The 22,811-nt window shown below is 68.4% G+C and carries 23 protein-coding genes and 2 tRNA genes; all 25 read right to left on the reverse strand.

Annotation, left to right across the window (positions count from 1 at the left end):
* Positions 1–22: 22 nt before the first annotated feature.
* Positions 23–715 (reverse strand): ABC transporter ATP-binding protein, encoded by a 693-nt coding sequence (locus tag FIF60_RS13775; RefSeq protein WP_144186670.1) that lies wholly within the window; start codon positions 713–715, stop codon positions 23–25.
* Positions 708–1,958, reverse strand: a complete 1,251-nt coding sequence (locus tag FIF60_RS13780) for a lipoprotein-releasing ABC transporter permease subunit (RefSeq protein WP_144186671.1) — start codon at positions 1,956–1,958, stop codon at positions 708–710. Before FIF60_RS13780 ends, FIF60_RS13775 begins: the two co-directional genes overlap by 8 nt.
* Positions 1,959–1,962: 4 nt before the next feature.
* Positions 1,963–3,279, reverse strand: a complete 1,317-nt coding sequence (gene proS / locus FIF60_RS13785) for a proline--tRNA ligase (RefSeq protein WP_144186672.1) — start codon at positions 3,277–3,279, stop codon at positions 1,963–1,965.
* 74 nt (positions 3,280–3,353) lie between these two features.
* A complete protein-coding gene (locus FIF60_RS13790) occupies positions 3,354–3,755 on the reverse strand; it encodes a hypothetical protein (RefSeq protein ID WP_144186673.1) in 402 nt (133 codons plus the stop codon).
* Between the two features lie 337 nt (positions 3,756–4,092).
* Complete coding sequence (locus tag FIF60_RS13795) at positions 4,093–4,341, reverse strand: DUF1467 family protein (protein ID WP_144186674.1); 249 nt, start codon at positions 4,339–4,341, stop codon at positions 4,093–4,095.
* A gap of 3 nt (positions 4,342–4,344) precedes the next feature.
* A complete protein-coding gene (locus FIF60_RS13800; RefSeq protein WP_144186675.1) occupies positions 4,345–5,994 on the reverse strand; it encodes a ribonuclease J in 1,650 nt (549 codons plus the stop codon).
* Positions 5,991–6,770, reverse strand: a complete 780-nt coding sequence (locus FIF60_RS13805; protein ID WP_144186676.1) for a type III pantothenate kinase — start codon at positions 6,768–6,770, stop codon at positions 5,991–5,993. Before FIF60_RS13805 ends, FIF60_RS13800 begins: the two co-directional genes overlap by 4 nt.
* Before the next feature lie 5 nt (positions 6,771–6,775).
* Positions 6,776–7,507, reverse strand: coding sequence for a biotin--[acetyl-CoA-carboxylase] ligase (locus FIF60_RS13810; RefSeq protein ID WP_144186677.1), 732 nt, complete (start codon positions 7,505–7,507; stop codon positions 6,776–6,778).
* Entirely contained in the window at positions 7,504–8,931 is a 1,428-nt protein-coding gene (gene nuoN / locus FIF60_RS13815) for an NADH-quinone oxidoreductase subunit NuoN (RefSeq protein ID WP_456305154.1), read from the reverse strand. Before nuoN ends, FIF60_RS13810 begins: the two co-directional genes overlap by 4 nt.
* Before the next feature lie 15 nt (positions 8,932–8,946).
* Positions 8,947–10,461 (reverse strand): NADH-quinone oxidoreductase subunit M, encoded by a 1,515-nt coding sequence (locus FIF60_RS13820; RefSeq protein WP_144186679.1) that lies wholly within the window; start codon positions 10,459–10,461, stop codon positions 8,947–8,949.
* Between the two features lies 1 nt (position 10,462).
* A complete protein-coding gene (nuoL, locus tag FIF60_RS13825) occupies positions 10,463–12,394 on the reverse strand; it encodes an NADH-quinone oxidoreductase subunit L (protein ID WP_456305153.1) in 1,932 nt (643 codons plus the stop codon).
* 7 nt (positions 12,395–12,401) lie between these two features.
* Complete coding sequence (gene nuoK / locus FIF60_RS13830; RefSeq protein WP_144186680.1) at positions 12,402–12,713, reverse strand: NADH-quinone oxidoreductase subunit NuoK; 312 nt, start codon at positions 12,711–12,713, stop codon at positions 12,402–12,404.
* Entirely contained in the window at positions 12,713–13,396 is a 684-nt protein-coding gene (locus FIF60_RS13835; RefSeq protein ID WP_204251200.1) for an NADH-quinone oxidoreductase subunit J, read from the reverse strand. The genes nuoK and FIF60_RS13835 overlap by 1 nt, the downstream gene beginning before the upstream one ends.
* Before the next feature lie 13 nt (positions 13,397–13,409).
* On the reverse strand, positions 13,410–13,898 hold the full coding sequence (gene nuoI / locus FIF60_RS13840) for an NADH-quinone oxidoreductase subunit NuoI (protein ID WP_144186682.1): 489 nt from the start codon (positions 13,896–13,898) through the stop codon (positions 13,410–13,412).
* Positions 13,899–13,976: 78 nt separating this feature from the next.
* Complete coding sequence (gene nuoH / locus FIF60_RS13845; protein ID WP_144186683.1) at positions 13,977–14,993, reverse strand: NADH-quinone oxidoreductase subunit NuoH; 1,017 nt, start codon at positions 14,991–14,993, stop codon at positions 13,977–13,979.
* Between the two features lie 6 nt (positions 14,994–14,999).
* On the reverse strand, positions 15,000–17,060 hold the full coding sequence (gene nuoG / locus FIF60_RS13850) for an NADH-quinone oxidoreductase subunit NuoG (RefSeq protein WP_144186684.1): 2,061 nt from the start codon (positions 17,058–17,060) through the stop codon (positions 15,000–15,002).
* Positions 17,061–17,064: 4 nt separating this feature from the next.
* Positions 17,065–18,369 (reverse strand): NADH-quinone oxidoreductase subunit NuoF, encoded by a 1,305-nt coding sequence (nuoF, locus tag FIF60_RS13855; protein WP_144186685.1) that lies wholly within the window; start codon positions 18,367–18,369, stop codon positions 17,065–17,067.
* 6 nt (positions 18,370–18,375) lie between these two features.
* A complete protein-coding gene (locus tag FIF60_RS13860) occupies positions 18,376–19,077 on the reverse strand; it encodes a complex I 24 kDa subunit family protein (protein ID WP_144186686.1) in 702 nt (233 codons plus the stop codon).
* On the reverse strand, positions 19,074–20,276 hold the full coding sequence (locus FIF60_RS13865) for an NADH-quinone oxidoreductase subunit D (protein ID WP_144186687.1): 1,203 nt from the start codon (positions 20,274–20,276) through the stop codon (positions 19,074–19,076). Before FIF60_RS13865 ends, FIF60_RS13860 begins: the two co-directional genes overlap by 4 nt.
* Positions 20,277–20,281: 5 nt before the next feature.
* Positions 20,282–20,902 carry an NADH-quinone oxidoreductase subunit C gene (locus tag FIF60_RS13870; protein ID WP_144186688.1) on the reverse strand — a complete coding sequence of 207 codons (621 nt, stop codon included), beginning with the start codon at positions 20,900–20,902 and terminating at the stop codon, positions 20,282–20,284.
* Positions 20,903–20,912: 10 nt separating this feature from the next.
* Positions 20,913–21,473, reverse strand: coding sequence for a NuoB/complex I 20 kDa subunit family protein (locus FIF60_RS13875; RefSeq protein WP_144186689.1), 561 nt, complete (start codon positions 21,471–21,473; stop codon positions 20,913–20,915).
* Between the two features lie 19 nt (positions 21,474–21,492).
* Positions 21,493–21,858, reverse strand: a complete 366-nt coding sequence (locus FIF60_RS13880; RefSeq protein WP_158639215.1) for an NADH-quinone oxidoreductase subunit A — start codon at positions 21,856–21,858, stop codon at positions 21,493–21,495.
* Between the two features lie 182 nt (positions 21,859–22,040).
* Positions 22,041–22,117, reverse strand: a tRNA-Asp gene (locus FIF60_RS13885).
* An 86-nt stretch (positions 22,118–22,203) separates the two neighbouring features.
* Positions 22,204–22,278, reverse strand: a tRNA-Val gene (locus FIF60_RS13890).
* Positions 22,279–22,387: 109 nt separating this feature from the next.
* Positions 22,388–22,663, reverse strand: a complete 276-nt coding sequence (locus FIF60_RS13895) for an HU family DNA-binding protein (protein ID WP_144186691.1) — start codon at positions 22,661–22,663, stop codon at positions 22,388–22,390.
* Between the last annotated feature and the right edge of the window lie 148 nt (positions 22,664–22,811).

Here is a 22,811-nt window from a genome sequence, read left to right on the forward strand (position 1 = left end):
TGCCGCGAGTCGGGCGCGGCTGTCAGCGCGTCGTTGCGGCCGGAACGATCCGCCCGTCGCGCAGCGTCACCGTCCGATCCATCCGCGCGGCGAGCTCGGGGTTGTGGGTGGCGACGAGCGCGGCCGCGCCATGGTCGCGCACGAGCGAGAGAAGCTCGCCGAACACGACATCGGCGGTCGTCGCGTCGAGATTTCCGGTCGGCTCGTCGGCCAGCAGCACCTTCGGGTCGTTGGCGAGCGCGCGGGCGATCGCCACGCGCTGCTGCTCGCCACCCGAGAGCCTGGCCGGGCGGTGCGACAGGCGCTTGCCGAGCCCGAGCTGGGTGAGCAGCATTCGCGCCCTCCCCTCCGCCTCGCGCCGGCCCGTGCCGAGGATCATCTGCGGCATCACCACGTTCTCGAGCGCGGAGAACTCGGGAAGCAGGTGGTGGAACTGATAGACGAAGCCGATCGCGCGGCCGCGCGCTTCCGTCCGCTCCGCCTCGCCCATGTCCTTCGTCGAACGGCCCGCGACGCGCACCTCGCCTTCGTCGGCCTTCTCGAGAAGCCCGGCAATGTGCAGGAGCGTCGACTTGCCGGCACCGGAGGGCGCGACGAGGGCGACGATCTCGCCGGCCGACAGGGTGAGATCGACGCCGCGCAGCACCTCGAGCATGCCGTCGCCGGTGCGGAAGCGGCGGACGATGCCGGTGAGCGAGAGCGGCGCCTCACTCATGCCGAAGCGCTTCCACAGGATCGAGCCGGGCGGCGCGGAAGGACGGGTAGAGCGTGGCAAGGAGCGACAGGCCGAGCCCCATCGCCGCGACCTGCGCCACCTCCCACGGATCGACGACCGAGGGAAGCCGAGAGAGGAAGTAGATCTCCGCCTGGAACAGCTCCTGCCCGGTCATCCCCTGAAGCCATTGGCGGATCGATTCGAGATTGGCGGCGATCACGAGGCCGAGCGAGACGCCGAACACCGTGCCGAGCACGCCGATCGAGGCGCCGCACATCAGGAAGATGCGCATCACCGCACCGCGCGTGGCCCCCATCGTGCGGAGGATGGCGATGTCCCGCCCCTTGTCCTTCACCAGCATCACGAGCGACGAGACGATGTTGAAGGCGGCGACCACGATGATCAGCGTCAGGATCAGGAACATCACGTTCCGCTCGACCTGCACGGCGGCGAAGAACGCGCTGTTTGATTGCTGCCAGTCGAGGATGCGGATCTGCCGGTCGGTCACCGCCGCCCGGATCGCGCGGTTCACCTCGCGCACGCGGTCGGGGTCGTCGACGAACACCTCGATCTGCGTCGCGCGGTCGCCTGTCGCGAAATAGGCCTGCGCGGCGCCGATCGGCATGAACACGTAGGAATTGTCGTACTCGTACATGCCGACCTCGAACAGGCCGACGACGCGATAGGCGCGGATGCGCGGCACCGTGCCCATCACCGTCACCTGGCCCTGCGGCGAGACGAGCGAGAGGCGGTCTCCCACCCTTATGCCGAGGCGGCTGGCCAGCCGCGAGCCGACGACGATCGCATCGTCACCGCCGAACCCGTCGAGGCCTCCGGCGACGATGTTGCTCGCGATGATCGAGCGCGCGCGGAGCTCCTCCGGCGCGATGCCGCGCGCGAGAACGCCCGCCCCGCCGCCGCGCTCGCCCGTGCCGAGCACCTGGCCCTCGACGATCGGCGTCGCCGACCGCACGCCGGGCACCGCGCGGAGGCGGGCGGCGAGCGCATCGTAGTCGGCGAGCGTCTCGCCGAGGCCGTAGACGCCGAGATGCCCATTCAGCCCGAGGATGCGGCCGAGAAGCTCGGCGCGGAACCCGTTCATCACGCTCATCACGATGATCAGCGTGGCGACGCCGAGGCCGATGCCGGCGAGCGAGAAGCCTGCGATGACGGAGACGAACCCCTCCGCCTTGCGCGCGCGCAGGTAGCGGAAGGCGACGAGCCGCTCGAAAGGCCCGAACATCGGCTCAGGCGAGCAGCCGCTCGAGGATCGCCGCCTTGTCGAGCTCGTGCCGCTCCCCGCCGCGGCGGCGCTTGATCTCGGCCCGGCCTTCCTTGGCACCGCGGGGCCCCACGATCACCTGCCAGGGCAGGCCGATCAGGTCCATGTCGGCGAACTTCACGCCGGCGCGCTCGTCCCGGTCGTCGTACAACACCTCGGTTCCGGCCTCGCGCAGCGCGGCGTAGATCTCGCCCGCGAGCGCATCCGCCGCCGCATCGCCGGGCTTGAGGTTGATCAGCCCGACGCGGAAGGGGGCGACGCTCTCCGGCCAGATGATGCCGGCCTCGTCGTGGCTCGCCTCGATGATCGCGCCAACGAGGCGGGAGACGCCGATGCCGTAGCTTCCCATCTCCGGATGGACGGGCTTTCCGTCCGGCCCCTGCACGCTGACGTCCATGGGCTTGGAGTAGGTGGTGCCAAAGTGGAAGATGTGGCCCACCTCGATACCGCGCGCCTCCAGCCGGTCACCGTCCGCGAGTGCGCCGAAGGCAATCGGGTCGTGCTTCTCGTCGGTCGCGGCGTAGAGCGTGGTCCAGGAATCGACAATCGGCTGCAGGTCGCTCTCGTAATCCAGCGCCTCGCCGAGGATGTCGCGCTCCACCAGCTCGCGGTGGACGAAGACCTGGCTCTCGCCGGTCTCGGCCAGGATAACGAACTCGTGGGAGAGATCGCCGCCGATCGGCCCGGAATCGGCGCGCATCGGGATCGCCTTCAGCCCGAGCCGCGCGAAGGTGCGGAGGTAGGCCACGAACATCCTGTTGTAGCTCCGCCGCGCGCCGGCTGCATCGAGATCGAAGGAGTAGGCGTCCTTCATCAGGAACTCGCGCCCGCGCATCACGCCGAAGCGCGGCCGCACCTCGTCACGGAACTTCCACTGGATGTGGTAGAGCGTCATCGGCAGGTCACGGTAGCTCCGCACAGAGGCGCGGAAGATGTCGGTGACCATCTCCTCGTTCGTCGGCCCGTAGAGCAGCTCGCGCTCGTGCCGGTCGATGATGCGCAGCATCTCCTTGCCGTAGTCGTCATAGCGGCCGCTCTCCTTCCAGAGCTCGGCGGGCTGGAGGGTCGGCATCAGCAGCTCTTGGCAGCCGGCGGCGTCCTGCTCCTCGCGCACGATGCGCGCGATATTGGAGAGAACGCGGTGGCCGAGCGGCAGCCAGGAGTAGATGCCGGCGGTCTGCTGGCGGATCAGGCCGGCGCGCAGCATCAGCCGGTGCGAGACGATCTGCGCCTCGGCCGGGTTCTCCTTCAGCGTCGGCAGGAAGTAGCGGGACAGGCGCATGCGCGGTCATCACCCCCGGAGTGGCAGGGCGCGCACAATAGAGGCGGAGGGGGATGGGCGGAAGGGAGCGGGGCTCAGCGCCGCCGGGCCGCGGCGCACGCTGCCGCGAGGGAGGACTGGTCCTCCGCCGCGAGGGGGCGGCCGTTGAGAAGCAGGCGGTTGCCCTCGAGGGCGACGACACCGATCGGCAGGTCTGCCACGAGCGAGCGCGGCAGGCCGTAGCGACGCTGCAGGTCGACGCCGAGATAGAAGACAGGCGTCTCGGGCAGCACCTGGGGCGGAGGGGAGAGATCGGCCGGCGCAACGCGGCGCCCGCCTGCTCCGACGCCAGGCTGGTAGGCGACCGAGGCATCCGGCACGTGGGCGACGACGCGCGCACAATCCTCCGGCGACAGGCGCGCCTGCGCCGCGGCAGGCGCGGCGAGCAGGAGCGCGCACTGCACGTAGGATACGATCGATATGGCCAACCGGAGCATTCGGCAACTTTCTATCGCTTTGCTGCACTGCAACGCACGATCGTCACCGCTAGCCTATGGACGCAGGCTTATCATTCGGCTAACAAGAAAAAGGCCGCGCGCCCCGAAAGGCAGCGCGGCCCAAGTTTAGGGAGGAAACGCCAGTCACACGGCAGGAAGAGGACACCCCTCTTCCTGCCGTTGATTCTTATCGGGCTGGCTTGCCGCATCAAAGCGGATTCGCCCGGAAATTCGGCAGTATTTCCTCGGTCCGGACGTGACTTGCCCAATTCATCGGCACAATGCCCGGAGTTTGGTCACACGCGGCCTTCGCGCAGGGCATTCCCACCCCGACGGGTCAGCCAGCCTCCATCGCCCGGAAGCTGACGAGGTCGTTCTCGATGACGAGCCAGATGCCGAACCAGATCACCGCTGCGACGAGGGTGGTGACGAGCACCTTGCGCAGGAGCAACGGCCTCTCCGGCGCACCTCGGAAATGCTCCGGCGTCTCGGGGTCGACCACGGGCTTCGTCCAGAACGGCAGGACGGCGAAAAGCGTCAGCCACCAGACGAGGATGTAGACGACGAGGCCGGTGAACCAGGTCATCGTCTAGACCCTGAGAACGTGCACGGAAACGACCGGTCGCTTGGCGGGCGCGGCCCGGCGCACCGCGCTCCGCAGCGCCGCCGCGGCGGCATCGCGCACCGCCTCGTCGTCGCGCAGCACCGTGTGCGAAAGCCCGGCGATCGCGCTGCCGAGGTCGCGCACCAGGAGCCGCGGGCCAACCTCGTCGTCGGTGAAGAGCCCGGGCGCGGAGATCACCGGCTCGCCAACAAGCCGCCCGACGCGATCCACCGCGAGGGAGGCGACAACGAGGCCGCTCTCCAGCATCCGGCGCCGCTCGGCCAGGACGGGACCGTCTACCGGCAGCAGCCTTACGCCGTCCACCGCGAGGCGCCCGGCCGGCACGCTCTCCACCACCTCCGGCGCGCCTGGCGCGAGGCGGAGCATGTCGCCATCCTCGATGAGGTGCGGGATCGCGCCGAGTTCGCGCGCGAGCGCGGCATGCTCGCTCATGTGCCGCCACTCGCCATGCACCGGAACGACATGCTTCGGCTTCACGAGACGATAGAGGCGGCGAAGCTCGTCGCGCGCAGGGTGGCCGGAGACATGCACCATGTGGTCGTGCTCGGTCATCACCGTCACGCCGCGGCGGGCAAGCGCATCCTGAACCATCAGGATCGCCCGTTCGTTCCCCGGAATGACACGCGAGGAGTAGATCACCGTGTCGCCCTCGCCGAGCGACACGTTCGGGTGCGTGTCTGCGGCGATTCGCGACAGGGCGCTCCTCGGCTCGCCCTGGCTTCCGGCGCAGACGAACAGGACGGAATCGTCTGGCAGGTAGCCTGCCTCCTCCTCCTCGACGAAGGCCGGAAGCGTGTTGAGATAGCCCGTCTCGCGCGCAGCGGCGGCGATGTTCCGAAGCGACCGGCCGACCAGCGCGACACTGCGCCCCGCAGCTTCCGCGGCCAGCGCGATGCTCTCGATGCGCGCGATGTTGGAGGAGAAGCAGGTGAAGGCGACGCGCCCGCGGAGCCCGCGAACGAGCGCGGCAAGGGTGCGGCGCACATCGGCCTCCGAGCCGGAATGCCCCTCCACCATCGCGTTGGTGCTGTCGCAGACGAGGACGTCCACGCCCTGCTCGCCCACGGCGGCGAGCGCGGCCTCGTCGGTGCGGGGGCCGACGAGCGGATCGGGGTCGAGCTTCCAGTCGCCCGTGTGCAGCACGCGCCCGTGCGGCGTGTCGATCACGACCGCCTGCGCCTCGGGGATCGAGTGGGCCATCGAAATGAACCGGAGCGAGAACGGCCCGAGTTCGAGCGATGCGCCTGGGGCGAACTCGTGCAGCGGCACCTGGCCCGCGAGGCCTCGCTCGCCGAGCTTCCGGCGAAGCACGGCGGCGGCGAAGGGCGTGGCGTAGACGGGGCATTGCAGCTGCGGCCAGAGCCAGGCGACGGCGCCGATGTGGTCCTCATGCGCGTGGGTGATGACGAGCCCGACGAGCGCGTCCCGCCTCTCGGCGATGAAGGACGGGTCGGGCACCATGATGTCGAGATCGGGCCGCGCGCTCTCGGCGAAGCCGAGGCCGCAATCGATGGCGAGCCATGCGCCATCGCAGCCATAGAGGTTCAGGTTCATGCCGATCTCGCCCGTGCCGCCTAGCGGCAGGAAGACGAGACCCTCCTGGCGATGGATCATCCGGCGGGCGGCCTGTTCCGCTCGGCCAGCAGCACGAGCCCGTCGAGCGTGAGGTCGGGGTCGAGATGTCCGATCGAGGCGGTGGCGTCGGCGAAGAGAGGCGCGAGCCCACCTGTGGCGATCAGCTTCATCGGCTCGCCGAGCTCCGCCTCGATGCGCTTGGCGAGCCCCTCGATCAGCCCGACATAGCCCCAGTAGATGCCGGCCTGCATGGCCGGCACGGTGGAGCGGCCGATCACCGCCTGCGGCCGCGAGATCGCGACGCGCGGAAGCTGCGCCGCTGCCCTGTGAAGGGCCTCGAGCGAGAGGTTTATGCCGGGGGCGATGATGCCGCCGAGATAGGCGCCGGTACGGTCCACGACATCAAATGTGGTGGCTGTTCCGAAATCCACCACGGCGAGCGGGCCCTGGTAGCGAACATGCGCCGCAAGCGCGTTGACCAGCCTGTCCGCGCCGACCTCGTTCGGGTTGTCGACCAGGACCGGGAAGCCCCACTCGAGCCCTGCCGCACGGGCGATCAGCGGTTCCTGGCCGAACCACACCCGGCACAGGTTGCGCAGGTGGTAGAGCGCGGCAGGCACAACGCAGGCGATGGCGGCACGGGTGACCTGCTCGCGCCGGAGCCCCGCCCAGCTCATGAGCTGCGACAGCCACACCGCGTACTCGTCCGCCGTGCGGTCGGCCTGCGTCGCGAGCCGCCAGCGTCCGCGCCAGGCGGTGCCGTCCCACACGGCGAAGACGATGTTGGTGTTGCCCGCATCGATCGCGAGAAGCATGGACCTCAGACCTCCGCGAAGACCTCGCCGGCGACGACCCGGCGAAGCCCCTGTTCGGTGGCGAGCAGGAGCGCGCCGTCGCGGTCGAGCCCCGCATACCGCCCGGCGAGCATGCCAGACCGGGCCTTGACCGACATCGCGGTTCCCTCGGGCAGCGCACGCTCTGCCCAGGCGGAGACGAGGCCCGCCATCGCGCCCTGCCCATACGCCTCGAGCCGCGCCGCGAGGCGCGCGACGAGGCGGTCGGCGACCTCCTCCGGTGTCGGGGCAGCGCCGAGCGCAGCGAGCGACGTGGCCTGCCTGTCCGCAAGTTCCGGAGCGGAGGCGAGATTCGCGCCGATCCCCGCCACGAGCCAGGGCGCGCCGTGGCGGGTCGTTCCGCCCTCGACGAGAACGCCGCCGAGCTTCGCCGCTCCGGCGAGGAGGTCGTTCGGCCATTTGAGCCGAAGCCCAGGCGCATATACGCTCAGCGCATCGTGCAGCGCGAGCCCGGAGAGCAGCGCTGCCGCGCCGCCGACGAGACCCTCGCCCGGCGGCAGCAATACAGAGCAGTAGAGATTGCCGGGAGGCGAGTGCCATTTCCGCCCCGACCGGCCGCGGCCGGCCGTCTGTTCCCCTGCGAGAACGACGAGCCCAGGCGGCTCGCCCGCATCGGCGGCCTCGATGGCACGGTCATTGGTGCTGGAGAGGCGCGCGTGCCGCTCGATCCGCCAGGAGACGGGCGGGGTGTCGCTCATCCGCCGACGAGGGAGCGTGCCGCCATCGCCGCCGCGCCGAGAAGCGGCGCAGGAAGGGCGGCGAACAGGACCGTGGCGGCCCCGGTGGCGGCGACGACGAAGGAGATCGAGGCAGGCCGAGCATCGAGCGCGACATCGCCCGCATCGAAGTACATCACCTTCACGATCCGCAGGTAGTAGAAGGCCGAGACGACGGAGGCGAGGACGCCGAGGATGGCGAGCGGCCACAGCCCCGCCTGAACCGCTGCGACGAACACGTAGAGCTTGCCGAAGAAGCCTGCGAGCGGCGGGATGCCCGCCATCGAGAACATGAACACCGCCATCGCCAGCGCCATCATCGGCGCGGTGCTGCCGAGGCCGGCGAGATCCTCGATCCGCTCCGTCGCCTTGCCGCCCTTGCGCATCGCGACGATGCAGCCGAAGGCGCCGGCGTTCATGACCACGTAGATCGCCATGTAGACGAGCACCGCGCGGATGCCCGCCTCGTCTCCGGCAGCGAGCCCGATCAGCGCGTAGCCGACATGGCCGATCGAGGAATAGGCCATCAGGCGCTTGACGTTCGTCTGCCCGATCGCGGCGAAGGCGCCGACGAGCATCGAGGCCGCCGAGATCAGGATGATGATCTGCTGCCACTGAGCGATGACCGGAGCGAAGGGGCCTGTCATCACGCGGAGGAACAGCGCGATCGCCGCCACCTTGGGCGCGATCGAGAAGAACGCCGTCACCGGCGTCGGCGCGCCCTCGTACACGTCCGGCGTCCACATGTGGAACGGCACGGCGGAGACCTTGAAGGCGAGGCCCGCGGCGATGAAGCAGAGGCCGACGACGAGGCCCGCGGAGGCCGGCGCCGTGCCCAGCGCCTCGGCGATGCCGGCGAACCGCGTCGTGCCCGCATAGCCGTAGGTGAGCGAGGCGCCGTAGAGCAGCATGCCGGAGGCGAGCGCGCCGAGCATGAAGTACTTGAGCCCGGCCTCGGTCGAGCGAAGGTCGTCGCGCGCGAAGGAGGCGGCGATGTAGAGCGCGAGCGAGGAGAGCTCGAGCCCGACATAGAGGCTCATCAGGTCATTCGCGCTCACCATCATCATCATGCCGAGCGTGGCGAGCAGCACGATGATGGGATACTCGAACCGCGCGATGCCCTCGCGCTGGTGCCAGTCGAGCGCGAGCAGGAGCCCCAGCCCGGCGGCGAGAAGGATCAGAACCTTCGCGAACACCGCGAACCCATCGACCACGAACAGCCCGGAGAAGGCGACCGCCGGTCCCTGCCCGCCAGCGATGACGAGCACCGCCGTGCCAAGAAGCGCGCCGAAGGAGAGCATCGAGACCATCGTCCACGCATCGCGTCGCGCGAACACGCCAACCATCAGGATCGCCATCGCGGCGCAGGCAAGCACCAGTTCCGGCGCGGCGATCGTCCAGTTCATCGTGGCCGTCATCGCTCAGAGCCCTGCGAGCTGGCGTGTCGCCGCAATCGCCGCCTGGTGCTGGGCGATCAGGCGGGACACGGACTGGTCGAAGAAGGCGGTGAAGGTGGTGGGGTAGATGCCCATCCACAGCGTCAGCACCGCGAGGGGCGCAAACACCGCGATCTCGCGCGGCGAGAGGTCCCCGAGCCCCTTCAGGTTCTCCTTGGTCAGCGCGCCGAAGATCACGCGCCGGTAGAGATAAAGCATGTAGCCCGCGCCGAGCACCATGCCTGAGGCGGCGAGAAGCGCGAGCAGCTTGCTCACCTGCCAGGCGCCGACGATGGCGAGGAACTCGCCGACGAACCCGGAAGTCCCGGGAAGGCCGACGGAGGCCATGGTGAACAGCATGAAGAGAAGCGCGTAGCGCGGCATGGTGCTCGCAAGTCCGCCATAGGCAGCGATCTCGCGCGTGTGCATCCGGTCATAGATCACGCCGACGCAGAGGAAGAGGGCGCCCGAGACGACACCGTGCGAGAGCATCTGGAAGATCGCGCCCTCGATGCCCTGCTGGTTCAGCGTGAACAGCCCGAGCGTCACGAGCCCCATGTGCGCCACGGAGGAATAGGCGATCAGCTTCTTGATGTCAGTCTGCGCGAGCGCGACGAGCGAGGTGTAGACAACGGCGATGACCGACAGCGCGAAGATGAAGGGCGCGAGCTCGACGGTCGCGTCCGGCATCATCGGGATCGAGAAGCGCAGGAACCCGTAGCCGCCCATCTTCAGGAGCACGCCCGCGAGGATCACCGAACCCGCCGTCGGCGCCTCCACATGCGCGTCGGGCAGCCAGGTGTGCAGCGGCCACATCGGCACCTTCACCGCGAAGGAGGCGAAGAAGGCGAGGAACAGCCAGGTCTGTGCTGCGGGCGCGATGCGGTGCTGCAGCAGCGCTGGGATGTCGGTCGTGCCGGCGTCGAGATAGATCCAGATCAGCGCCAGAAGCATCAGCACCGAGCCGAGCAGCGTGTAGAGGAAGAACTTGAACGCCGCGTAGGTCCGCCGCGCTCCGCCCCAGACGCCGATGATCAGGAACATCGGGATCAGCACGCCTTCGAAGAAGACGTAGAAGATCACCATGTCCAGCGCGCAGAACATGCCGACCATCATCGTCTCGAGGACGAGGAAGGCCATCATGTACTCGCGAACGCGGGTCTGGACCGATTGCCAGGAGGCGACGATGCAGATCGGCGTCAGAAGCGTCGAGAGCAGGACGAAGAGGACGGAAAGGCCGTCGACCCCCATGTGGTAGCCGATGCCGAGGCCCTCGAGCCACAGCCCCTGCTCGACGAACTGGAAGCCCGCGCTGTCGGTGTCGAAGCGGAACCAGAGGATCAGCGAGATCGCGAAGACGATCGAGCTCGTCCACAGAGCGGTCCAGCGCGCATTCTGCGCCACGGTGCGCTCGTCGCCCTGGACGGTCGCGATGATCGCGGCACCGAGCAGGGGAAGGAAGGTGATGAGGCTGAGCAGCGGGAAGCCCGCGTCGTTCATCTCAGAAGCGCCCCGTCGCGAACAGCGTCACCAGAACGACGATGCCGATCATCATCGCGAAGGCGTAGTGGTAGACGAGGCCCGTCTGCAGCTTCACGACCTTCGAGGCCGTCGCCTTCGCCGCGGCGGCGATGCCGTCCGGGCCGAACCCGTCAATGATCGCCCCGTCGCCGCCCTTCCAGAGCGCGCGCCCGATGACCATCGAGGGGCGGACGAACAATGCGTCGTAGAGCTCGTCGAAGTACCACTTGTTCAGGAGGAACTGGTACACGCCCTGGAAGCGCGCCGCGATCCGCGCCGGCAGGCCGGGCGCGCCCATGTAGAGCGCGTAGGCGAGCGCGATGCCCGAGACACCCATGACGACCGGCAGCCACTTCACCCAGAGCGGAACGTGGTGGGCGTTCTCCATCGCGTCGTTGCCTGGCGCGACGACAATCGCGGTGCGCCAGAAATCCTGCCAGTGGTGGCCGACGAAGGGCTCGTAGAACACCGCGCCGGCGAACACCGCGCCGATGGCGAGCACGACAAGAGGCAGCACCATCACGGGCGGGCTCTCGTGCACATGCTCCATCACGTGATGGTCTGCCCTCGGCTCGCCATGGAAGGTGAGGATGAGCAGGCGCCAGGAGTAGAAGGCGGTGAGGAAGGCAGCGATGATGCCGCACCAGAACGCGTACTGGCCGACAGCGGTGTGCGCGCCCCAGGCCGCCTCGAGCACCATGTCCTTCGAGTAGAAGCCGGCGAAGAACGGCACGCCGGCGAGAGCGAGGTTGCCGATCCACATCAGCGCATAGGTGGCGGGGATTTTCCGCCAGATGCCGCCCATGCGGCGGATGTCCTGCTCGTCGCTCATCGCGTGGATCACGCTGCCAGCGCCGAGGAAGAGAAGCGCCTTGAAGAAGGCGTGCGTGAAGAGGTGGAAGATCGCCGCCGGGTAGGCCGAGACGCCGGCTGCGAAGAACATGTAGCCGAGCTGCGAGCACGTCGAGTACGCGATGATGCGCTTGATGTCGTTCTGCACACAGCCGATCGTGGCGGCGAACAGCGCCGTCGAGGCGCCGATGATCGTGACGAGCGCGAGCGCGACCGGCGCCATCTCGAACAGAGGCGACATGCGCGCGACGAGGAAGACGCCTGCTGTCACCATGGTCGCTGCATGGATCAGCGCCGAGACCGGGGTGGGGCCCTCCATGGCGTCCGGCAGCCAGGTGTGCAGGCCGAGCTGGGCCGACTTGCCCATCGCGCCGATGAACAGCAGGACGGCGCAGAGCTCGACCGCGCGCACCTCTCCGCCGAATGCACTCACCATCGTCGAGCCATGGCCGGCGAGGGCTGCGAACACCGCGTCGAAGGCGATGCTGTCTGTCAGCACGAACACGCCGCAGATGCCGAGCGCGAAGCCGACATCGCCGACGCGGTTGACGATGAAGGCCTTCATCGCGGCGCGGTTGGCGCTTTCGCGGTCGAACCAGAATCCGATCAGAAGGTAGGAGGCGAGACCGACGCCTTCCCAGCCGAAGAAGAGCTGGATCAGGTTGTCCGCCGTCACCAGCATCAGCATCGCGAAGGTGAACAGCGAGAGGTACGCCATGAAGCGCGGGATGCTGCGGTCATGGCTCATGTAGCCGACTGAATAGATGTGGATCAGCGTCGAGATGAAGGTGACCATCCCGACCATGACGGCAGACAGCGTGTCGTAGCGAAGTGCCCAGTTCGCCTCGAAGCTGCCGCTGTCGATCCAGGTCGCGAGCACCACCGTGCGCGCGTTGCCGGCGAAGGCGACGTCGAAGAACAGCGCGACGCCGCAGGCGGCAGCGAGCGCCATGCAGCCGACGGTGACGAGCTGCGCCCCGCGGTCGCCGAGCGAGCGGCCGAAGAACCCGGCGATGATCGCGCCGAGCAGGGGGAAGAAGACGGCTCCGGTCTCGATCACGGCCCGCTCACCCCTTCATCATGCTGATGTCCTCGACCGCGATGGAGCCGCGGTTGCGGAAGTAGACGACGACGATCGCAAGCCCGATTGCCGCCTCCGCAGCCGCAACGGTGAGGATGAACATCACGAAGATCTGGCCCGTCAGGTCGCCCAGATGGGCGCTGAAGGCGACGAGGTTGATGTTGACGGCGAGCAGCAGGAGCTCGATCGACATCAGGATGACGATCACGTTCTTCCGGTTCAGGAAGATCCCGAACACGCCGAGCGAGAACAGGATCGCCGCGACAGCGAGGTAGTGGCCGAGCCCGACGGCGAGCATCAGTGGTGCCCTCCCCCGTGGTGGCCGTTGCCGTTCGCGTGCTCCGGCTGCTTCGCCGGCTCGTGCTTGGGTGGAACGACCATGCCCTGCCCGACCTCGACGTTGACCATGTCGAGCGTCTCGCGGCGGGAGCGGTCGATCTGCCGGGCGATGTCCTGCCGCTTGGTGCCGGGCCTGTCGCGCAGCGTCAGCACGATCGCGCCGATCATGGCGACGAGCAGCACGATGCCGGCCGCCTGGAACAGGTAGATGTAGTCGGTATAGAGGACCCGCCCGAGCGCCTCGGTGTTAGTGACGCCGCCCGGCACCGGTACGGCAATGAGCCGCGGCGCCGAAGGCGAGACCGACCACACCGCGCCGACCATCAACAGCTCGGCAAGAAGCACGAGGCCCACGGCGCCGCCGATCGGCAGGTAGCGCACGAAGCCCGAGCGCATCTCGGAGAAGTTCACGTCGAGCATCATGACGACGAACAGGAACAGCACCGCCACCGCGCCGACGTAGACGATGACGAGGATCATCGCGAGGAACTCGGCGCCCGCGAGCAGGAACAGCCCCGCCGCGTTGAAGAAGGCAAGGATCAGGAACAGCACTGCGTGCACCGGGTTCCGCGAGGTCACGACCATCGCCGCGGAGGCGACGAGCACCGATGCGAAGGCGTAGAAGGCGAGCGTTGCGATCACCGCGCGTGCGCCTTCACCGGTACGGTCCATCTGCCGCGAGGCGCGCGGCGATCTCGGCCTCCCAGCGGTCGCCGTTCGCGAGCAGCCGGTCCTTGTTGTACATCAGCTCCTCGCGCGTCTCCGTCGAGAACTCGAAGTTCGGCCCTTCCACGATCGCGTCGACCGGGCAGGCCTCCTCGCAGAGGCCGCAATAGATGCACTTGGTCATGTCGATGTCGTAGCGCGTGGTGCGGCGGGAGCCATCCTCGCGCGGTTCGGCCTCGATCGTGATGGCCTGGGCCGGGCAGACCGCCTCGCACAACTTGCAGGCGATGCAGCGCTCCTCGCCGTTCGGGTAGCGCCGCAGCGCATGCTCGCCCTTGAAGCGGGGGCTGATCGGGCCCTTCTCGTAGGGGTAGTTGATCGTGACCTTGGGCTTGAAGAAGTAGCGCAGCGTCAGCGCCATGCCCGAGACAAGCTCGGACAGCAACAGGCCGCGCACCGTGCGGTCCATCACGCCCATTCTACGCTCCTTCCTCGACTGCCGGGGTTCCTAGCCCCGCGCGTGCCGCGCCGCAACCGCCGATCCGCATGAGCCTGCTCATGTCTGGCCGGGCAGCCAGCCGAACGCCATCAGCGCCCCGGCCGTCAGCACCACCCAGAGAAGCGAGAAGGGAAGGAACACCTTCCAGCCGAGCCGCATGAGCTGGTCATAGCGGTAGCGGGGGAAGGTCGCGCGGACCCAGAGGAACACGAAGAGGCAGAGGCAGATCTTCAGCGCGAACCAGATCGGCCCCGGGATCCAGTTCAGCGGCGCGATGTCCCACAAAGGCAGCCAGCCGCCGAGGAACAGGATGGTCGTCATCCCGCTCATCAGGATCATGTTGGCGTACTCGCCGAGGAAGAACAGCGCGAAGCTCATCGAGCTGTACTCGACGAAGAAGCCCGCGACGATCTCGCTCTCGCCCTCCGGCAGGTCGAACGGGGCCCGGTTCGTCTCCGCGAGCGCAGAGATGAAGAACACCACGAACATCGGGAAGAGCGGGATGGCGAACCACAGGCCCTGCTGCGCCAGCACCACCTCGGTGAGGTTCAGCGAGCCGACGCAGAGCAGCACGGTGATGATGACGAAGCCGATCGAGACCTCGTAGCTCACCATCTGCGCGGCCGAGCGGAGCGCGCCGAGGAAGGCGTATTTCGAGTTCGACGCCCAGCCGGCGATGATGATGCCGTAGACGCCGAGCGAGGAGATTGCGAAGAGGTAGAGCACGCCGACGTTGATGTCGGCGAGAACGAGGCCCGGCCCGAACGGGATCACCGCCCAGGCGATCAGCGCCAGCGCGAACGTCAGCATCGGCGCCATCAGGAACAGGAGGCGGTTCGACCCGGTGGGGACGATCGTCTCCTTCATCATCAGCTTGATGGCGTCGGCGAAGGGCTGGAACAGCCCGAATGGCCCGACGATGTTCGGCCCCTTCCGGAGCTGCATCGCCGCGAGCACCTTGCGCTCGGCGTAGGTGAGGTAGGCGACGCCGATCAGCACCGGCACCATGATCACGAGGACCGCGACGACGGTGAAGAGAAGCGTGCCGAACGGCGTGGCGAGGAACTCCTGCATGACCGGCTACTCCGCCGCCACGGCTTCGGGTGCCGCCACCGTCGCCGCGCAGGCCGCCATGGTCGGCGAGGCGCGGCCGATCGGGTCCGTCCGGTAGAAGTCGCGCACAGGCGAGGCGAAGGCATCGGTGGCGAGCGCCCGCGGGTCACCCGAGGGGCCGCCGAGATCGGCGCAGCCGCCGCCCACGGGGGCATCCAGCCGCCCCGCGCCGAGGGCCGCCGCACGGGCGCGCACACCGGCGAGGTCGTTGTAGGAAAGCGTCGCACCGAGCACGGCCGAGGCGGCGCGGATGATCGCCCAATCCTCCTTGGCCTCGCCTGGCGGGAACACGGCCCGGAAGCCCTGCTGCAGGCGCCCCTCCGTGTTGAGCCAGGTTCCATCCTTCTCGACATAGGCCGCGCCAGGAAGGATCACGTCCGCCCGCTTCGCCCCCGCATCGCCGTGATGGCCCTGGTAAACCACGAAGGCGCGGCCGAGCCGCTCCATCGGGATCTCGTCGGCGCCGAGCAGCCAGACGAGATCAACGTCGCCCTGCTCGCACCCGGCGAGGATGCCGTCCCGGCCCCGTCCGTCGCCATGCGGCAGGAACCCGATGTCGAGCGCGCCGACGCGGGCCGCCGCCGTGTGCAGCATGTTGAACCCGTGCCACTCCTCCGACAGCGCGCCGATCTCGCGCGCGACCGTCCAGGCCGCAGCGAGCACGGCGGCGCCATCGGGCCGGGCGAGCGCGCCCTGGCCGACGATCACCATCGGGTGCTTTGCCGCCTTCAACGTCTCGAGGAAGGCGGCCGAGCCGTCAAGCAACGCGGTCAGCGCCGCAGGCCCGTCGCCCAGATGCTCGTAGCCGTAGGTGAGATCGGCCGCCTCGCCGATCACGCCGATGGGGAAGCGGCCGGCGAGCCAGCGCTTGCGGAGCCGCGAATTCAGCACCGCCGCCTCGCGTCGCGGGTTGGTGCCGATGAGCAGCGCCGCGTCGGCCCGCTCGATGCCTGCGATCGTCGAGTTGAACAGGTAGAAGTCACGCCGCGAGGCATCGATGCGCGCGCCATCCTGCCGGCAGTCGATGTTGCCCGAGCCGAGTGCGGCCATCAGGTCGCGCAGCGCGACCATGCTCTCGAGGTCGGCCATGTCGCCGGCAAGCGCGGCGATCCTGTCGCCGCCGAGCCCGCTGGCGCGTGCCGCGATCGCCGCGAACGCCTCGGCCCAGCTCGCTGGGCGAAGCTTGCCCCCTTCCCTCATCCACGGGCGGTCGAGGCGCCGGCGCGTCAACCCATCGACGCTGAAGCGCGCCTTGTCGCTGATCCACTCCTCGTTCACCGCCTCGTTCAGGCGGGGGAGGATGCGGAGCACCTGCGGGCCGCGGCTGTCGATGCGGATGTTCGAGCCGACCGCGTCCGTAGCGTCGATGCCGTCGGTGCGCACGAGCTCCCACGGGCGCGCGACGAAGGCGTACGGCTTGGAGGTGAGCGCGCCGACGGGGCAGAGGTCGATCATGTTGCCAGAGAGCTCGGAGGTCAGCGCATGCTCGACATAGGTGCCGATCTCCATCTGCTCGCCGCGACCCGTTGCGCCGAGCTCCGGCACGCCGGCCACCTCGGTCGCGAACCGGACGCAGCGCGTGCAGTGGATGCAGCGGTTCATGGAGGTCTTGATGAGCGGGCCGAGCTCCTTGTCCTTCACCGCCCGCTTGTTCTCGGCGTAGCGCGAATGGTCGAACCCGTAGCCCATCGCCTGGTCCTGCAGGTCGCACTCGCCGCCCTGGTCGCAGATCGGGCAGTCGAGCGGATGGTTGATCAGCAGGAATTCCATCACCCCGCGGCGGGCTGCCCGGACCGTCGGCGTGTCGGTGTGGACCACCATGTTGTCGGCGACGGGGTAGGCGCAGGACGCGATCGGCTTCGGCGCCTTCTCGAGCTCGACGAGGCACATCCGGCAATTGCCGGCGATCGAGAGCCGCTCGTGGTAGCAGAAGCGCGGGATCTCCTTGCCTGCCATCTCGCAGGCCTGCAGCACCGTCGCCCCGGGCGGAACCTCGACCTCGATCCCGTCGACTGTCAGTTTCGGCATCGTCTCACTCCGCAGCGAGCGGCATCGGCCGCGCGCGCCCTGCCTTGTAGGCGGCGATCCGCTCCTCCATCAGCGGACGGAAATGCCGGATCAGGCCCTGGATCGGCCAGGCCGCGGCGTCGCCGAGCGCGCAGATCGTGTGTCCCTCGACCTGGCGCGTCACCTGCTCGAGAACATCGATCTCCTCGGGCTCGGCGCGGCCCTGCACCATCCGCTCCATCACCCGCCACATCCAGCCCGTGCCCTCACGGCAGGGCGTGCACTGGCCGCAGCTCTCCACCTTGTAGAAGCGCGACAGCCGCGCGATCGCGGCGATCACGTCGGTGGACTTGTCCATCACGATCACCGCCGCCGTGCCGAGGCCCGAGCGCACCTCGCGGAGGCTGTCGAAATCCATCAGCACCGTGTCGCAGATCGACTTCGGAAGGAGCGGCACGGAGGAGCCGCCGGGGATGACGGCGAGAAGATTGTCCCACCCGCCGCGCACGCCGCCCGCGTAGCGCTCAATCAGCTCCTTGAGCGGGATGCCGAGCTCCTCCTCCACGTTGCAGGGCTTGTTCACGTGGCCGGAGATGCAGAACACCTTGGTGCCCGCGTTCTTCGGCCGCCCGAGGCCGGCGAACCAGGCATGGCCGCGGCGCAGGATCGTCGGCACCACCGCGATGCTCTCGACATTGTTCACCGTGGTCGGGCAGCCATAGAGGCCGACGGCAGCGGGGAACGGCGGCTTCAGCCGCGGCATGCCCTTCTTGCCCTCGAGGCTCTCGATCAGCGCCGTCTCCTCGCCGCAGATATAGGCGCCTGCGCCGCGCGAGACGTAGAGGTCGAAATCGAAGCCCGAGCCGCAGGCGTTCCTGCCGAGCAGCCCCGCCTCGTAGGCCTCGTCGATCGCCGCCTGGAGGTTCTTGTACTCGGCGTGGAACTCGCCGCGGATGTAGATGTAGCCCGCATGCGCGCCCATGCCGACGCCGGCGAGAAGGCAGCCTTCGATCAGCTTGTGCGGATCGTGGCGCAGAATGTCGCGGTCCTTGCAGGTGCCGGGCTCGCTCTCGTCGGCGTTGACCACGAGGTAGGAGGGCCGCCCGTCGGGCGAGGCCTTGGGCATGAACGACCACTTGAGCCCGGTGGGGAACCCCGCGCCGCCGCGGCCGCGCAGGCCCGACTGCTTGACCTCCTCGACGATCCAGTCGCGCCCCTTGGCGATCAGTGCGCCCGTGCCGTCCCAGTCACCGCGCGCGCGGGCGCCTTCGAGCCGCCAGGCATGCTGGCCGTAGAGGTTGGTGAAGATACGGTCCCGGTCATGCAGCATCGCTCGTCACTCCCCGGCGTCGGCTTGCGGCGCGGCTGGCTCCGGCGCCGGCGGGTCGGGCCTGTAGGGCTGGTGCGGCGGAACCTCTTTCAGCGTCGTCGGGCCGCCCTCGGGGGCAGAGGTCTGCCGCCCCTTCGCCGAGCCGGGGGCCGGGTGCTCGCCGCGCTTCAGCGCCTCGAGGATCCGTTCCGTGGCCTGACCATCCAGGTCCTCGTAGAAATAGTCGCCGACCCAGAGAACCGGCGCGTTCACGCAGGCGCCGAGGCACTCGACCTCCTCGACGGAGAACTCGCCATCCTCGCTCACCGTTCCGTCGGGCACGTTGCCTGCGGCGCGACGGCAGGCGGCGAGCACCGCATCCGACCCGCGCAGCCAGCACGGCGTCGTCGTGCAGACCTGCAGATGGTGACGGCCGACGGGGCGCGTCTTGAACATCGTGTAGAAGGAGGCGACCTCGTAGACGCGGATCGGCGCCATGCCGAGGATGCCGGCGACATGGTCCATCGCCGCGCGGGGAAGCCAGCGCGAGCCGGTCTCGTCCTCCATCTGGCGCATCGCGAGGTCGAGCAGCCCCTTCACGGCGGAGGCCTGCTTGCCTTCCGGGTACTTCGCGATCTGCTTCTCGGCCAGCTTCCGGGTTGCCTCGCTGAAGGCGAAGTTGTCGGGGCCGCCCTCGTAGGCGGCGGCGGGGGACGCCCGATCTGTCACCGGTCGATCTCTCCGAACACGATGTCGAGGCTGCCGATGATGGCGACCGCGTCGGCCAGCATGTGGCCCTTGGCGATGTGGTCCATCGTCTGCAGATGCGCGAAGCCCGGCGCGCGGATCTTGCAGCGATACGGCTTGTTCGTTCCGTCCGCGATCAGATAGACGCCGAACTCGCCCTTCGGCGCCTCGACGGCGGTATAGGTGCTGCCGGCAGGCACATGATAGCCCTCGGTGTAGAGCTTGAAGTGGTGGATCAGCGCTTCCATCGAGCGCTTCATCTCGCCGCGGCTCGGTGGCGTGATCTTGTGGTCCTGCGTCTTGATCGGCCCCTCGGGCATCCGTGCTAGGCACTGGCGGATGATCTTCAGGCTCTCGCGCATCTCGGCGACGCGCACGAGGTAGCGGTCATAGCAGTCGCCGTTGCGGCCGACGGGAATGTCGAACTCCATCTCGCCGTAGCAGTCATAGGGCTGCGACTTCCTGAGGTCCCACGCAGCACCTGAGGCGCGCAGGCACGGACCCGACCAGCCCCAGGCAAGCGCCTCCTCGAGCGACATGACGCCGATATCGACCGTCCGCTGCTTCCAGATCCTGTTCTCCGTCAGCAACGTTTCGAGGTCGTCGATGAATTTCGGGAAGCCCTCGGCCCATTCGCCGATGCGCTCTGCGATCCCCGCCGGCATGTCCTTCGCCACGCCGCCGGGACGGAAGTAGTTCGCGTGCAGCCGCGCGCCAGAGACCGCCTCATGGAACTCCATGAGCTTCTCGCGCTCCTCGAAGCCCCAGAGCGCCGGCGTGATCGCGCCGACATCGATCGCGTAGGTGGTGAGGTTGAGGAGATGGTTCAGGATGCGGCTGATCTCGGCGAACAGTACGCGCACATACTGCCCGCGCGGCGGCACGGCGATGCCGAGAAGCTTCTCGGTCGCCAGCGCGAAGGCGTGTTCCTGGCACATCGGCGCGACGTAATCGAGCCGGTCGAAATACGGCACCGCCTGCATGTAGGTCTTGTATTCGATCAGCTTCTCGGTGCCGCGATGCAGAAGCCCGATATGCGGATCGGCACGCTCGACCACCTCGCCGTCCATCTCGAGAACGAGGCGCAGCACGCCGTGCGCGGCCGGATGCTGCGGCCCGAAATTCATCGTGTGGGTGCGGATGGCGGGTGCGCCCGTGCCTTGCGTCTCTGCCTCGGCCATGTGCGTCAGCCCCTGCCCGCCTGGTCTCTGACTGCCTTCTCGTCTCCGGGAAGCGTCGTCATGCCTTCCCAGGGAGAGAGGAAGTCGAAGTTGCGGAACTCCTGCGTGAGCTTCACCGGCTCGTACACCACGCGCTTCTGCTCCTCGTCGTAGCGGAGCTCGACATGGCCCGTCAGCGGGAAATCCTTCCGCAGCGGATGTCCCTCGAAGCCGTAATCGGTGAGGAGCCGCCGCAGGTCGGGATTGCCGGCAAAGGGAATGCCGTAGAGGTCCCACGCCTCGCGCTCGAACCAGCCGGCAGACGGCCAGATGGAGACGACCGAGGGAACCGCCACGCCGTCGGCGACCGGGACGATCACGCGAAGCCGCGCGTTCGAGGCCGGCGCGAGAAGATGGTAGACGACGTCGAACCGCTCCGCCCTCTCCGGCCAGTCGACGCCGCAGAGATCCATCAGCTGCGTGAAGGCGAATCGCGGATGGTCGCGCAGCCGCGCCATCAGCGGCACGAGCGCCTCGGCGCGCGCCACCAGCTCGTGCTCGCCGAGGCGAACCGCATGCTCGATCACCGCCTCCGGTGCCGTCTCGGCGATCAGCTCGCCGAGCGACTTCTGCGTCTCCTCGCTCACGATCTGGCCCTCAGCGCCTCAGCACCGTGCCGGTGCGGCGGATCTTCTTCTGCAGCTGCATGATGCCGTAGACGAGCGCCTCGGCCGTCGGCGGGCAGCCAGGCACGTAGATGTCGACCGGGACGATGCGGTCGCAGCCGCGCACCACCGAGTAGGAATAATGGTAGTATCCGCCGCCATTCGCGCAGCTTCCCATCGAGATCACCCAGCGCGGCTCGGGCATCTGGTCGTAGACGCGGCGGAGCGCCGGCGCCATCTTGTTGGTCAGCGTGCCGGCGACGATCATCACGTCCGACTGCCGGGGGCTCGCCCGCGGAATGATGCCGAACCGGTCCAGGTCGTAGCGGCTCATGTAGGCGTGGATCATCTCGACGGCGCAGCAGGCGAGCCCGAAGGTCATCGGCCAGAGGCTTCCCGTGCGCGCCCAGTTCACGAGCTTGTCGAGCTGCGCGACGACGAACCCCTTCTCCTGCATCTGTCCGGTGACGTCGCGCAGCAGCGCATCCTGCGCCGCGCCCGGCGCCAGCGCCTCACGGTTCCAGGCGATCGTGGTGTCGTTGGTGGAGCTCATGCTCGGCTCTCCGCGGCGCTCATTCCCATTCCAGCGCCCCCTTCTTCCATTCGTAGATGAAGCCCACCGTCAGCACGCCGAGGAAGCCCATCATCGAGCCGAAGCCAAGCCAGCCGATCTCGGCGAGGCTGACGGCCCAGGGGAACAGGAAGGCGACCTCGAGGTCGAAGATGATGAACAGGATGGCGACGAGGTAGAACCGCACGTCGAACTTGCGGCGGGCATCGTCGAACGGCTCGAAGCCGCACTCATAGGCCGAAAGCTTCACAGGATCAGGCGCCTGGCGGGCCAGGATCAGCGAGGCCGCGACCATCGCCACCGCCACGCCCGCGGCGATGCCGATGAAGACGAGAATGGGGAAGTACGCGGCCAGCATCGTCTGCATCGTCCAATGCACTCCCTCGGCCGGGCTCGCCCGCCCGGTCTCGCTGCGGCGCGACCTTATCCGGCTTCGGCAGAGGTTTCCACCGGCCGTTGGCATGCGATTGCCGCAGTGCAGCACCACGCGGACGGAGGGTGCGCCCAGGCCCCGGAACGCGGCGGAACACATTGGAGATTGAGGGAAAGTGGCGCGAGTGACGGGGCTCGAACCCGCGACCTCCGGCGTGACAGGCCGGCGCTCTAACCAACTGAGCTACACCCGCGCAACAGGAGGCGCGTGATAGGTGCTGCGCCCTGCGGTGTCAAGCGCGGTGGCTGGCCCGTCTGGCTGCCGAAGTGGGCTTCGGGCTGGTGGGCGATGACGGGATCGAACCGCCGACATCCTCGGTGTAAACGAGGCGCTCTACCGCTGAGCTAATCGCCCGCCTTGTGCTTAGGGCCGCGCCGCGCCGCGCGCAACAGGGCCCCGAAAGCGGAAGGGCCGGACGCGTTCCCGCCTCCGGCCCCTCGCCTCACCGATCAGGATCGGGAGATCAGTTCACGGCGTCCTTCAGCGCTTTGCCCGCCTTGAAGCGGACGGACGTTGAGGAGGCGATCTTGATCTGCTCGCCGGTGCGCGGGTTGCGGCCCACGCCCGCCTTGCGCTTTGACTTCGAGAAGGTTCCGAAGCCGACGAGGCGAACCTCGCCGTCCTTCTTCTTCAGCGCGGCGGTGATCGCGTCGAACACCGCGTCGAGCACCTCGGCCGTCTTGGCCTTGGGAAGGTCGGTCTTGTCGGCGACTGCGGCCACCAGGTCGTTCTTGTTCACGGGTCTGCCCTCTTTGTCGTGACTGGAGCGGAAAGGGTTGCGCGCCGCCCGCCGCGGAAACCCGCCACAAAGCCGCAACGCACGCGTGCACTCTAGGCAGCGCGTTTTTGGCGCGTCAATGCAGCCGACCCTGTTTTCCCCAGGGAAT

Source organism: Elioraea rosea, assembly GCF_007644105.1.
GTDB classification, from domain to species: Bacteria; Pseudomonadota; Alphaproteobacteria; order Acetobacterales; family Acetobacteraceae; genus Elioraea_A; species Elioraea_A rosea.

What these genes read in the sequence shown, in the direction of transcription:
- FIF60_RS13805 (WP_144186676.1), bottom strand. Translation starts at nt 6,770, where the DNA reads ATGCTTCTCGCGATCGATGCGGGCAACACCAACATCGTCTTCGCCGTG.
- FIF60_RS13800 (WP_144186675.1), bottom strand. Translation starts at nt 5,994, where the DNA reads ATGATCCATCGCCAGGAGGGTCTCGTCTTCCTGCCGCTAGGCGGCACG.
- nuoK (WP_144186680.1), bottom strand. Translation starts at nt 12,713, where the DNA reads ATGCTCGCCGTCGGGCTCGGCCACTACCTCGCTGTCGCGGCGATCCTG.
- nuoI (WP_144186682.1), bottom strand. Translation starts at nt 13,898, where the DNA reads ATGGGCGTGATGGACCGCACGGTGCGCGGCCTGTTGCTGTCCGAGCTT.
- FIF60_RS13820 (WP_144186679.1), bottom strand. Translation starts at nt 10,461, where the DNA reads ATGAACGACGCGGGCTTCCCGCTGCTCAGCCTCATCACCTTCCTTCCC.
- FIF60_RS13775 (WP_144186670.1), bottom strand. Translation starts at nt 715, where the DNA reads ATGAGTGAGGCGCCGCTCTCGCTCACCGGCATCGTCCGCCGCTTCCGC.
- FIF60_RS13810 (WP_144186677.1), bottom strand. Translation starts at nt 7,507, where the DNA reads ATGAGCGACACCCCGCCCGTCTCCTGGCGGATCGAGCGGCACGCGCGC.
- nuoF (WP_144186685.1), bottom strand. Translation starts at nt 18,369, where the DNA reads ATGCTGCATGACCGGGACCGTATCTTCACCAACCTCTACGGCCAGCAT.
- FIF60_RS13790 (WP_144186673.1), bottom strand. Translation starts at nt 3,755, where the DNA reads ATGCTCCGGTTGGCCATATCGATCGTATCCTACGTGCAGTGCGCGCTC.
- nuoN (WP_456305154.1), bottom strand. Translation starts at nt 8,931, where the DNA reads ATGAACTGGACGATCGCCGCGCCGGAACTGGTGCTTGCCTGCGCCGCG.
- FIF60_RS13875 (WP_144186689.1), bottom strand. Translation starts at nt 21,473, where the DNA reads ATGAGCTCCACCAACGACACCACGATCGCCTGGAACCGTGAGGCGCTG.
- proS (WP_144186672.1), bottom strand. Translation starts at nt 3,279, where the DNA reads ATGCGCCTGTCCCGCTACTTCCTGCCGACGCTGAAGGAGAACCCGGCC.
- FIF60_RS13865 (WP_144186687.1), bottom strand. Translation starts at nt 20,276, where the DNA reads ATGGCCGAGGCAGAGACGCAAGGCACGGGCGCACCCGCCATCCGCACC.
- nuoG (WP_144186684.1), bottom strand. Translation starts at nt 17,060, where the DNA reads ATGCCGAAACTGACAGTCGACGGGATCGAGGTCGAGGTTCCGCCCGGG.
- FIF60_RS13880 (WP_158639215.1), bottom strand. Translation starts at nt 21,858, where the DNA reads ATGCAGACGATGCTGGCCGCGTACTTCCCCATTCTCGTCTTCATCGGC.
- FIF60_RS13780 (WP_144186671.1), bottom strand. Translation starts at nt 1,958, where the DNA reads ATGTTCGGGCCTTTCGAGCGGCTCGTCGCCTTCCGCTACCTGCGCGCG.
- FIF60_RS13795 (WP_144186674.1), bottom strand. Translation starts at nt 4,341, where the DNA reads ATGACCTGGTTCACCGGCCTCGTCGTCTACATCCTCGTCTGGTGGCTG.
- nuoH (WP_144186683.1), bottom strand. Translation starts at nt 14,993, where the DNA reads ATGCAGGAGTTCCTCGCCACGCCGTTCGGCACGCTTCTCTTCACCGTC.